We start from the raw sequence: 11,385 nt of genomic DNA, 5'->3' as shown, positions 1-11,385 counted from the left end.
GAGCAGCGGCAGTACCCGTCGAAGATGACACCCCACCTGCGGAAAGAACTGATGAAGTTCGAGCAGTACAAAGCGCAATTCGCCTTCCTGCGGGAGCATGGCACTGCCACGGCAGAGGACCTGCAGGTCATCCGTGTTCGCGCCGGGGAAACGCTGGCCAGCCTGATGAAGCAGCGCACCATCCTCAATGTGCGGAAGAAGAAACGGAAACAGCTTTACGACGCCCTTTCCGATGTGGAGGCCCTCGCCCCGGCGAAGGAACTCTACGAGGAAGGAGTCCCTGGTATGGAAGAACCATTCGCGCGGTACATGGACGCTGTCACACTGCTGGAGCAGGGCGGCATCCCGAAAGAAGAACTCTTGGAGGAAAAGGCCGCTCTATACCAACAGTTGGCGGATGTGAACCGAGAGATCCGTAAGGAGAGGAAGGATCTTGCCATGTGCGATACCATCGAGCAAAACCGGCCCCGGATGGAACGGGATATCCAAGCGGTGGAGGGACGCCAGCGCCAGAGGGATTTGGAAAGAGAAGGACCCTCCCGATGAAAAAACATGCCCCCCGGCAAATGTCGGGGGGACGTGTCCATGAGTTTCATTTTGCTTTCAAAGGTCATCTACGTGGGTGGTTTCTCCGGTTTGTCCGGCCTCGTGGAGTTGTCGAGACAATGCCTCCGTTTGGGCTTTGTCGCGCCGGTGTTGGCGCAGTCTTCTCACAAAGGTGCTTGCCCAGGATAGGAGCGAAAGCCCCAATAGCGCCCGCCACAGCCCCACAGCCAGCGCCTGGTGGCTGTAGTACCACCCGTGCAGCAGCGTGGGTACCACCAGCGCGTACAGCAGCGGGACCGTCAGCCGGAGCGCGGCGGCCAGACGGAACAGGATAGACAGCAGAAAGAGACCCGCGCCCAAAAAGATATGCAGCATTTCCCCTTGACCTCCTTCTCAGGTTTGTGGGATATTAGCATATCGCGGAGGGAAATACAAGGGTCTGTCTGCCGAAAGCAGAGGGGGATCATCCGTTCAGCCACGCGGCCATGTCTTTCATTTCCGCCAGAACGTCCGCCGGTCCCTCGATGCGGATGCCCCCGCCAAACGTGAACACCCAGGCGAAGAACGGTGGGCTGGGCGCCACGTCCACAGCGGCCCGGAAGTGCCTGGGGTCTGCCGGTGTGGTGTACACCGCCTCTCCGAAGTGGTCTATAACATTCTTCATAGTGTGGTTCTCACACAGCAGCGTCACCCGGTGGGTCTCATCATGGTACATGCCAAAGCCCTCCCGAACATAGCCTGCAGGGTCAAAGGACGGGTCCGCTATGTACTCTGCGTCCGACTGCTGAATTGTTGTCATGCGGTCTACCCGGAACTGCGCCAGCTTGCCGTGCTTGGTAGACCAGCCCATCGCATAGTAGAAATCCCGGTTCCAGATGAGGGCGTAGGGGCTGAACACATAGCGGTATCCCTTGTGTTTCAGTACCTTTTCCTTTTTCGGTGTGTACTCGTAATACTGGAACGAGATGGACTGTTTTTCATGGATGGCAGTCTGGATGGCGTCGATGGCATAATAGATGGTCTCGTTATCCGGCTTGGCCGTACCGTCCATGTAGACAGGGCGGCTTAAATATTCCGCATTGTGGACGCTGGTAAGCCGGCTGAGTTTTTGGAGCAGGGCGGCACTCTTCTTCTCGGTGACAAGGTGGGAGGACGCCACGGCGTCCGCCAGCAGTTTCAGTTCCGGTAATTCAAAAAGCCGGGAACCGACGAAGTAGCGGTTCTGCATACTTCGGATGCAGATAATGTCTACGCCGAAGTCGATCAGGAGCTGGATATCTCTGTACACATTCTTCCGGTTGGCGTGGATGTCATGTGCTTCCCAAAAACGCAGGATATCTGCTACCGATACATAGTGAGTTTCGTCTGTCTGCGTAAGGAGAAGCTGCAGCAGCAGAAGCAGGCGCTGTTGATTTTCGCTTGTCATAATGGGACTCTCCTGAAAATAGAAGATATGATTTGTTGCAGAACAAATAGCGTTATTCATGCTCATGATAGGCCGCCAGCATTTCCTGATATGCCTTCTGCCGGTATGTAAATTTATAGTTCCCTGCGCAGACCGGGCATCCGGTCTGCTTATTTCTGCCGGTGCGGTTGTAGATCGCCGTGCGCCAGACATGCCCTTCGGGACAGATCCACCAGACACGCCGGTTGCTGCCCGCTGTTACTTGCTGGGGTGTCAAGGCACCGTTCAATTCTGGGTGCCACTGGGCAGCCACATCCGGGTATGTGGTGGCAAGATCATTAAAACCTTCCAACACTTTTTGGCCGGCACAATAGGGGCAACTATTTGTTCCGCGAGTCCGATCCACTATTTTGGCCCGCCACTCATGACCCAGATGGCATTGCCACCAGGCATAGCGGTTACTGCCCGCCACAACTTGGCTTGGGACCAGCGGGCCATTTTTCGTTGGATGCCACTGTGCAGCAATGGCAGGATACAAAGTCTGCAGGTCATTATAGCCTGCCAAAGCCACATAGTTGGAGCAGATGGGACAGCCGGAACACTGTTTCACGCGGGTTGCGACTGCCGCCTGCCAAGTGTGGCCTTGTTCACACAGCCACCAGACTTTCTTCATGTGTCCCGCACCAACCTGTTCTGGTTTCAAATCCCCGTTTTTGGGAGGATGCCACTGCTTTGCCAAATCGGGGTGCGTGGTGGCAAGATCGTTATATCCAGTCAGGATCACTCGGTTGGCACAAACCGGACATCCGCAGCCCGAAAGGCGCGAGGCGATGGTCGCCTGCCAATTGTGTCCGCGTTCGCAGCGCCACCATATTTTTTTGTGGCTGCCGGCGGCAACATCCTTTGCAGTAAGAGGGAAATTGCGCTCCTGATCCCACTGCAGCAGCAGGTGATCCCAGCCGTTTTCTCTGCATCGTTCATACAATGTCACAGTTGTTTACCTCTTATCCGCATCAAAGAAGATATCGAGCTACATTCGGTCCGATTTTTCGCATCATCTGGATCCGGCGCCGCTGTTACTTCATCGCTGGTTTCTTCTCCAAGCCCTCCACCGATAAGTGGAGGGCTTGGAGAAGAAAGGGGCAAATGCCCCTTTCTCCCCTTTGTTAAAATGCTATTTTTACTCGTACTGTTTCCAGTCTGGATCTGCGGTCATCTCGGTCCAATGCTCATGCACACCGTCGGCCTTGCGGTCAAAATCATGGCTGTTGGTGGCCTCCTGCACGGCCAGGTAGTACCAGGCGCTGGGCTGGTTGTCCGGCCAGACGTTCATACCATCCAGCAGGTCGTCCTCGCTCTCAGGCAAACGCTGGAGCACACGGTTGATCATCGTCATGGACTCGGCACGGGTGATCTGGTTGTTGGGTCGGAACGTACCGTCTGAGTAGCCGAGTATCCACCCCAGGGTGGCCGCCTGCTCGATCTCATTCTCAGCCCAATGACCAGCAATATCCGTGAATTCGCTGTCCGCCTTAACGCCAGAACTGTCAAACCGGGCGCAGATGGCCGCGAACTCAGCGCGGGTAATGGATGCGTCCGGGTCAAAGAAGTCGGCGCTGCGGCCTTTCACGATCCCCAAGCGGGCCAAAGTGGAAATAGAGGTGTTGTACCACATGCCCTCGTTGACATCCGCAAAGGTATTAGTGGTGGTCAAATTCGCCTCCCGGATCTCCGGGTCAAGCAGGCGGAAAATAATCGCGGACACTTCGGCGCGGCTGATATTGTTAAGAGGGCGGACGGTTCCATCTGTGTAACCAATGACATACGCAAAGTGGTCCCTGCCGTTCAGCCAATCCGGGACACCGGTGGATTTCCAGCCGGCATAGACGGTCTTATCCGAAGTCATTTTGATTTCCGTAATACGCTCGGTCAACTCCTCATCAGCATACCAGCCGGTGAAAGTGTAGCCCTCGCGGATGGGGACCTTGTCCAACTGCACCACGGTGTTGCGGTCGTACCGCTCATCCTTGTACTCGGTGCCGCCGTTAGACTCATAGGAGAGCGTGTAGCGGGTAGTTCCCCCGCCACCGTCACCGCCGCCACCGGTATAACTGTACTGAGCGGTGAACGTCATATTGCTGCGGATAGTCAGGGCCAAAATCTGGTCGCGGGTGTAGGTCGTACCGTCACTGCCCAGCCAGCCGCTGAAGGAGTAGTTGCTATTGGGGCTGACGGCAGGGACATCGGGGACCGTGCCGCCGTCGGCCACATCATAGGATAGTGTGCCGCTCAGGGTGCCGTGGTCGCCGGGCAGGAACGTCACCCGATGGGTGCCCGCCGGCGGTGTGCTCTTGGCTGTCCAGGACAGGACAAAGGGAGAAAAACTGCCGCTCTCTGCGTTGGCGGGCAGGGTGAATTTCACGCCCTTGTCCGTGGCCTCGGCGGTAATCGGCACAACATTAGACTGGCCAATCAACGTCTGCATCTCGGCCTCAGTAGTGATCTGATACTCTCGGTGCAGACCCTCGAAATGCAGAACGCTGAAGGTGTAGTCGGTTGCATTGGTCCCAGCGGGGTACGGCCAGTAGATGGTGATAGGCTGGTCCGTGCTCACCCAGGCGTTGCCGTCGTTCTCATTGATAAGGTCCAGATACTTGAACTGATATTGGCCCTCTGTCAAGGTATAATTCTTGCTTGCGGCATGATTCACCATCATCTTGATGGTGTCGGCTCCGGCCACAGCGTCACGCTCCAGGATATTGTCAAAGAGCAGGGCGATCTGTTCGCCGGAAGTCGGCGCGGCCGAATTGGTGCCGAGAATGCCCAGGTTGGCGCTCTTGCCGTTGGTGTAGTAGGTCGCACCGTCCTCGATCACGGCCACCGCGCCCTTGCTGGTGTCAACGTCCTTCTCCTCGTGAACTACGACCTGAGCAATGTCCAACGGGGCGTCCTCATCCAACACCCCTTCGGGGTCGGACACGTTGCGCACCGTCAAAATACCGGTATCTTCGGTGTCCGCCACTTCCACAGTGTACTGCGTACCATCCGTGGCCGCTGCTGTGAGTCCATCAGCGTTTTCCACGCCGATGGTATACTCGCCGGCAAGTTTGTCATTCACATACTCGCCAGCAGCGCGGGTTTTCTGGCTCTCCACGGGGGTAAAGGTGTTCTCAACGCTGGACAGCAGCCAGTAGTTGCCGACCGCCTCGGGGGTACATTCTTTGTCGCCCACGGTGAAGGTCAGACCCTCGGCGTCAATCTCTTTTCCGTCCTCATCGGTGATAGCATACCGCACCGAGGGGAACGGGTCCTTACTGATGGAGTTGCCGCCGGTGTAGGCCGTCATGTCCTGGGGCGTGAGGGTGATCGTTTCCGGTACACCCTCTTTCCACGTCCAGGTGCCGGTGAAGATGATGTATTGCTTGGTGTCAGTTGGGTCTTTGCCCTTTCCCAAATAACTTTCCTGCAATGTGATCTGGTTTTTATCGTCAACGGGCACTTCCTCCGCGCCAACCGTGTAGCCCTCAAACGTCCAGACGCCCATTGTGGAATTGCTTGGACTCTTAGGACCGATAAGCCAAGTTTTTTCCGGGAGGATGGCGGTCACTGTTGCGCCAAGTGCATAAGTGCCGCTGTCAGATGGCAGCATGTCTGTAATCTCTTTGCTCGGGCTTGCCCCTCTGGTACCGTATTTGAACTCATATAGAACACCATAGGTTTCCGGCGTTGGGTCTTTCGCCACCTGCCACATGTCGTAGCCACGTTTTACAGACTCCGCCCTTGCGTCGGTGAGTTTCTTGAAATAATACCCGCCTGCTTTGGCATTTTGATTTGCAAGTTTGAACACATCGTCGCTGCTGCTCTGAGCATTGATATAGTTATGCCCCTCAACTGGCTGCCCTTCTGTTGTGAAGTCGCCGGACTTCTGCACCAGAGTGACCTGCGTTTCGCCGGAGGCCGTCCCGCCGATCTCCAAAGGAATGAACTTGTCCGGGTAATTTTCGTCTGCGGAGAACGCGGGCAGGCTTATGGTCGTGCCGCCCTTGTTGTTGTAATTGCCCCAAATGGACAGGTTGTCCATCAAGACCAGCCTCGTGTTACTAAACTCGGCGTTCCCGCGGACGAAGTAGTAAACATCGGTATCTTTTTCAGTGTCCGCCACCTTATTGTCCGTGATGGTCACCGTGTCGCCGGTGCTGGACCACATCGTATTGCTTGTGGCTACAGCGGGTCCTGTAACATTCTGGCCGAATTTGAACGACCGGTCAAACCGGAACGTCGTATTGGAAGAGGTCACTTCGTCGCCCACAAAGAACTTCAGGTCGGAGGTCAGTGTGCTGTCGCTGATGGTCATGCTGCCCTTGATATTGAACTGCTTGCCCTCGGCGGCCGCTTCCGTTGTCACTTCACCGTTGCCCGTAATTGTGCTGCTGCTAGAAACGGTGAGGTCGCCGTCCACAGTGCTGGAGGTATTCTCATTTTTCCAAGTGCTGCTCGTAACAGACATATCGTCATAGGTTCTGAAACTGCCTGTCTGGTTCAGCTCCGCACCGTTTTGCAGGGTCACGGGGCCGTACACATATGCGGATTTTTGGTCATTCCATGTGCTGTTATCAAAACTGGCGCTCGTGTATGTGCCACTTTGTCCGATAATCACCTGCCCTTTGGAGGTAAACGTGCTGCCGTCCTGAGCTGTGAATGTACCATTCACATTGACATTGGCGTCGGCAATCCAAGTACCATTGTTCATATTCACGTTTCCCAAAAGGGTCGCCTTATTTGTACTTTGCGTGTGCAAGCTTCCACCGGACAAGACAGAAAGGTTCTTTGTGTCATAAAATGGAGAGTGATTTGTCTCGAACATTGCAGAGTCTATGATAACATCCGCATTGTCCTGCACTGTTACCTGATCAAACCAGCGCACATAGCGGGTTTTGCTTTCGCCGTTCCCGGTGAAAACGACCGCTACCGTATCGCTACCCTCGCTGTCCTCATAATTTCTCTTATGACCGTAGATCGTCCGGACGCTGCTGTTTGTAATCTGGATGGTGCTGTCCCCGTTCAAACTGGCATAGCCGCCAGCGCCATTGGTCGTTGTGCCGCCAATGGTAGCCTGATAGACCTCGCTGTCGATGATCTCCACCAGCACATTGCCGTTTATCACATCGTCGTAACTCTGAGAACCGTAGCCCTGTCCCAAAGCGTCCAAGAACTCGATCTCCGCGTTTTTCACAACGAGATGGACGGCGTTTTCCTGTTCATCCTCATTGAGCACCTGGTTGCGGTGGCCGCCAATTAGAATTGGGTCGTTCAAGCCTTCAAGACCTATGCCATAGAGTCCGCTGATGTTGCCGCCGTCTACCAAGATCTCAATGGTCCCTTTGATGGTGTCGTTGTAACCCGCGCCTGCAATGTCAAGTGTGGGAACATAACTCCCCTCAAGGAGTTTCATCACCACATTCCCGACCGTCGAGTTTTCGGACCCCGCGCCGCTTCCATCGGCATTACTCAGTTTCATGGACTCATCGGGCGCACCCTCATACCCAGTGGTGAGGTAGACCGTGCCAGTCACGCTGGCGGGCGTCCGATCCGTTGTCGGAGAATAAGCGTTTTTTCCGCCGCCCAAAAGGCTGCCGATGGTGCCGCTTTTCAACTCCAGATAGACGTCGCCGCCCACGGTGCCACTGGCAGTATCCTTGGCGTGGCCGCCGCCGTAGAAGTTGCCGACAGAGGCTCCATCCATAGCGACATGGACGTCGCTTGTTACGGCGCTGTCGTAACCGCCGCCATAGACATTTTCAAATCGCCCGCCGTTGAGCACCAGATCGGTGCTCTCCACGTCGTTTCCACTGGAACCGCCGCCGTACAGGGTATGGATCAAGCCGGTATCCTTGTCTGTCAGAAAATTCTCTGTGGTTTCAAAACGGTGGCCGTTGGCGTACACCGGACTGCGTTCGCCGGTCTGTACGGACACATTGTCCAGCGTGATGTCGCCCTCTAACTCTTGGCCCAAAGAGATGGAGTATGGGCCGCCGTCGTTGCTCTTCAGCGTGATGTGCTTGTCCTCAACACCTACAAACGAAACTCCAGAAATGTTGGCTTCCAAGGTTATCACAAACTCGGTCTGGTTCGATTGTGCTCCAATGGCTGTAATCACATTGTTAAAATCTTGAGTTGTGCCCGCGCTGTACTCGGTTGCCGCCAGCAACGATACACCGTTCGCCGGTGTGCTGGGACCTGCTTCCTCTATGGGCTGTGCCGGGGCCAGTTCGGTCCAGGGGATCGTCGAACTGCCCTCTGTCCCGTTCGCGTTGTCCAGTTCTGTGTACCCGCAGTCCGCAAAGGCCTCCGCACAGACAGGGCAGTCGGTGTTGACATTTCCCTCCTCACAGAGTTCCGTGCAGATACAGGACGGTTCTTCGGGATCGCCATCTGTACCGCCATCGTTTGGCTCCGTGTACGCGCAGGCCATAAAGTCCCCAGCGCAGACGGGGCAGTCAGGGTCGGCGTTTCCTTCCTCACAACGCGATGTGCAGACGCACTGCACATCCTGCGGTATGCCGTTTAAGTCCGGTTCGTCCACGGCAAACGCTGCTGTGGGCAGCATGGACACGACCATGACAGCCACCAGCAGAGTTGACAATATTCGTTTTCTCATGTCATTCGTTTCCTTCTATGGTTGATTTTTTCTCGCGTAGTCATTTAGCCTCTCTGCCAGCATGGCAAGAAGTTGCTCACGGGCGGCCTGGGCCGTTTCTTCCGGCGGTGCCTGTACCAGATAGTCCAGCGCGTCGTTCCAGTCGTGGAGGCTGGCAGCTTCCGGCGGGATCTTCTCCAGCGCCCGCACCATCCGTACCCGCTGCCAGCCGGTGGCGTGGGGCAGGTCGGAGAGGTATTCACACCTCGCCTGATAGGCCAGAAAATCCAGCAGCGGCAGGGCAAGGGCATTTGTCGTGCTCACTGGTCGTTCACCTCCTCCCAGCCGGTGATCTACACCTGTTCCGGTAACCGTTTATAGGCTTGCTCCAACAGAGCGCAATGGTGCCGCAGATTTCTCCTGTACAGGTGATGGCTTGTTCTTCCCGTAATTCTGCCGTATACAACATGTGGATCACCTCCATTCCTCGCTCTGCCAGCGACAAACTTCACAATTTGTCGTGTGCGCCATGCCAGCTTGACTGTGACAAATTCACAATTCGTCCATAATAGCAGCATTATTCCCCGGCAAGGGCTGCGGTGGAGGGTATAAAAAGGCCCCATGCGGTGCATGGGACAGTAAAGCGGGCGCGCAAAACAAGGCCAATCAAAAAAGAGGCTTGATTGGCCTGCTTTGCTATGCCCAAAACCGGCAAATCCCTTGCACATTCGAGGCTTTCATGCTAAAATACCTTTATCAATATGTACTCTGCCGGTTGGTTTTCTGCCGGTCCGGGACAAACTGTGAAGTTTGTCCTATACGACTAAGCCCAGGCGGTCTAACTGTTTTTCATGCTCCGCGCCAGTGGAGATCAGGTAGATCCGGGTGGTTTCTATGCTGGAGTGGCCCAACACATCTGCCAATTTCGCCACGTCCCGGCAGACCTTGTAAAATGTCCGGGCGAACAGGTGGCGCAGATTGTGGGGGAACACCTTGGAAGGGGACACCCCTGCCGCCTTGCAGATGGCCTTCATTTCCGCCCAAATCTGTTTCCGACTTAGCCCTTTTCCGTTTCTGGTGAGAAAGATCTCGCCGGAGGCGGTTTTATTTTTTCGGGCGAATTTGAGCAGTTTCTTCCGCAGTTTGCTGGGGATGAGGATGGTGCGTATCTTCCCCTTGAGGGTGATTTCCGCCTTGCCTTGCTCTGCGGCTTTCACAGTGAGATATTGCACCTCGCTGACGCGGATACCCGTGGCACAGATGGTTTCCATCAGCAGCGCCAGCCGCTCCCGGCCTTGGGCGCGGGCGGTGTTCAGCAGGCGGTCGTACTCCTCACGGGTCAATTCCCGGCTGTCATCCCGGAATAAGCGACGCTGGAGCCGCAAGGCTTTGACCTGGCACTCCCGCCAGCCTGCAAAGGAAAAGAAACGGTTTAGTCCGCCCAGCATGGCGTTTATGGTAGCCGGGGCGTAGCCCGCAGATAGGAGGTGTGCTTTCCATTCCGCCGCCGCCTCTTTTGAAACAGTCCTACCGCCCAGCCACGCGGCAAAGGTTTGGACATGCCGCAGGTAATTCTCTATGGTGCCGCTGCTCCGTTCCATTTGGCGCAGGTGCTTGGCAAAAGCCCTGATTTGTTCCGTCAAGATTTTTCTTTCTGCCATCTTAAGGCCTCCAGTTCGATTGATATAGATATTGTACCTGAACGCAAGGTCCTTATGCGGAAGGCCAAAACACGATCATCTTTACTGGAATGAAATCAGGACGAAAAAAAAAGTCCAGCAGCGAAACCTGCTGGACTTAATAAAAGACATGGATCAACTATGTTCTCAGAAAGATATCGGAAATTATACTTGACAATTTGGTAAGAATGGGGTATGATGTTTTTACAAGCTCGGACATCGGGCATTAAAGGAGGACTCCATATGGGCAAAGAACTAGGGGTACGAATATCAGAACAACTAAAAGCAAGGGGCATGCAGCAGAAGGAATTGGCAGAACGCATTGGTTTGACAGAGGCCACACTGTCCAGGTACATCTCCGGAGACCGAGACCCAAAACCGGAGGTGATTGCTAATATGGCAACGGCACTCCATACCACCTCTGATTATCTCTTGGGGATTGAACATGACGATTTTGATTATCCAAGAATTCGTCGTATGATTGCCCGCAACGCATCAGCGATGTCAGACCAGGATAAGAAGGATCTGATCAACGCATTATTCGGGGGTGAATAAGGTTTTGGGTATTAAGCTATCCGACAGTAGGTATGAGGAAATCAAACAGGCCGTCGTCAAGATGTTTGCAGACTATGAGGTCTCCTGTGTACCCATCAGCGGATTTGAGATTGCCAAGAAGATGGGTGTCAAAGTAATCCCCTACTCTGCACGACCAGAAAGTGTCCAACAGCTAATGCGCAAGGAGAGCATGGACGGCTTTTCGATAGAGAGGGAAGATGGCGGGTGGTATATTTTCTATAACGACGATGATGAACACGACTACGGACGAATCAACAATACGATCATGCATGAGGTCGGTCACATTGTTTTGGATCATTCAGAGGACAGCGAGTTAGCTGAAAAGGAAGTCAAGTTCTTTGCCAAGTATGCTCTGGCACCTCCCGCTCTCATTCATAAACTGAAGCTCGATGATGCCCAGGATATAGCGGACATCTTCGAGATCAGCTACGAGGCTGCCGGGTATGCTTTGAACTACTACAACAAGTGGCTGAATTATGGCGGTGTCTACTACAAGGACTATGAACTTCGGATGTTGCAGTTATTCGCTGCTGTAGGTTAAG

The 11,385-nt window shown here is 54.7% G+C and carries 8 protein-coding genes and 1 pseudogene; 3 read left to right on the top strand and 6 right to left on the bottom strand.

Features of this window, described 5'->3' with window-relative positions; all coding sequences use genetic code 11:
- Window positions 1-546: pseudogene (locus ACYQ3S_RS07790) on the top strand (relaxase/mobilization nuclease domain-containing protein); the annotation flags it as partial.
- A gap of 57 nt (window positions 547-603) precedes the next feature.
- Here the strand turns inward: ACYQ3S_RS07790 and ACYQ3S_RS07785 are convergent.
- The 6 genes from ACYQ3S_RS07785 to ACYQ3S_RS07760 all read right to left on the bottom strand — a co-directional run bounded on the left by ACYQ3S_RS07785 (window position 604) and on the right by ACYQ3S_RS07760 (window position 10,249).
- Complete coding sequence (locus ACYQ3S_RS07785; protein ID WP_459688320.1) at window positions 604-921, bottom strand: molecular chaperone GrpE; 318 nt, start codon at window positions 919-921, stop codon at window positions 604-606.
- 88 nt (window positions 922-1,009) lie between these two features.
- Window positions 1,010-1,972: a helix-turn-helix transcriptional regulator gene (locus ACYQ3S_RS07780; RefSeq protein WP_459688318.1), complete on the bottom strand. Its 963-nt coding sequence runs from the start codon at window positions 1,970-1,972 to the stop codon at window positions 1,010-1,012.
- Window positions 1,973-2,024: 52 nt separating this feature from the next.
- Complete coding sequence (locus tag ACYQ3S_RS07775) at window positions 2,025-2,942, bottom strand: zinc-ribbon domain-containing protein (RefSeq protein WP_459688316.1); 918 nt, start codon at window positions 2,940-2,942, stop codon at window positions 2,025-2,027.
- Between the two features lie 189 nt (window positions 2,943-3,131).
- Window positions 3,132-8,609: an S-layer homology domain-containing protein gene (locus ACYQ3S_RS07770; protein WP_459688314.1), complete on the bottom strand. Its 5,478-nt coding sequence runs from the start codon at window positions 8,607-8,609 to the stop codon at window positions 3,132-3,134.
- Between the two features lie 15 nt (window positions 8,610-8,624).
- Window positions 8,625-8,912 (bottom strand): hypothetical protein, encoded by a 288-nt coding sequence (locus ACYQ3S_RS07765; protein ID WP_459688312.1) that lies wholly within the window; start codon window positions 8,910-8,912, stop codon window positions 8,625-8,627.
- 491 nt (window positions 8,913-9,403) lie between these two features.
- Window positions 9,404-10,249 (bottom strand): tyrosine-type recombinase/integrase, encoded by an 846-nt coding sequence (locus ACYQ3S_RS07760; RefSeq protein WP_459688311.1) that lies wholly within the window; start codon window positions 10,247-10,249, stop codon window positions 9,404-9,406.
- A 261-nt stretch (window positions 10,250-10,510) separates the two neighbouring features.
- Between ACYQ3S_RS07760 and ACYQ3S_RS07755 the strand changes: the two genes are divergently transcribed.
- Both ACYQ3S_RS07755 and ACYQ3S_RS07750 read left to right on the top strand, forming a co-directional pair.
- Window positions 10,511-10,822, top strand: a complete 312-nt coding sequence (locus ACYQ3S_RS07755) for a helix-turn-helix domain-containing protein (protein WP_459688309.1) — start codon at window positions 10,511-10,513, stop codon at window positions 10,820-10,822.
- Window positions 10,823-10,826: 4 nt separating this feature from the next.
- Window positions 10,827-11,384 carry an ImmA/IrrE family metallo-endopeptidase gene (locus ACYQ3S_RS07750; protein WP_459688308.1) on the top strand — a complete coding sequence of 186 codons (558 nt, stop codon included), beginning with the start codon at window positions 10,827-10,829 and terminating at the stop codon, window positions 11,382-11,384.
- Window position 11,385 lies beyond the last annotated feature (1 nt).

Source organism: Agathobaculum sp. TL06 (assembly GCF_054658635.1).
Note: the sequence above shows the minus strand (reverse complement) of the source record. Positions and strands in the feature narration are given on the sequence as shown.

What these genes read in the sequence shown, in the direction of transcription:
- ACYQ3S_RS07785 (WP_459688320.1), bottom strand. Translation starts at nt 921, where the DNA reads ATGCTGCATATCTTTTTGGGCGCGGGTCTCTTTCTGCTGTCTATCCTG.
- ACYQ3S_RS07780 (WP_459688318.1), bottom strand. Translation starts at nt 1,972, where the DNA reads ATGACAAGCGAAAATCAACAGCGCCTGCTTCTGCTGCTGCAGCTTCTC.
- ACYQ3S_RS07770 (WP_459688314.1), bottom strand. Translation starts at nt 8,609, where the DNA reads ATGAGAAAACGAATATTGTCAACTCTGCTGGTGGCTGTCATGGTCGTG.
- ACYQ3S_RS07760 (WP_459688311.1), bottom strand. Translation starts at nt 10,249, where the DNA reads ATGGCAGAAAGAAAAATCTTGACGGAACAAATCAGGGCTTTTGCCAAG.
- ACYQ3S_RS07755 (WP_459688309.1), top strand. Translation starts at nt 10,511, where the DNA reads ATGGGCAAAGAACTAGGGGTACGAATATCAGAACAACTAAAAGCAAGG.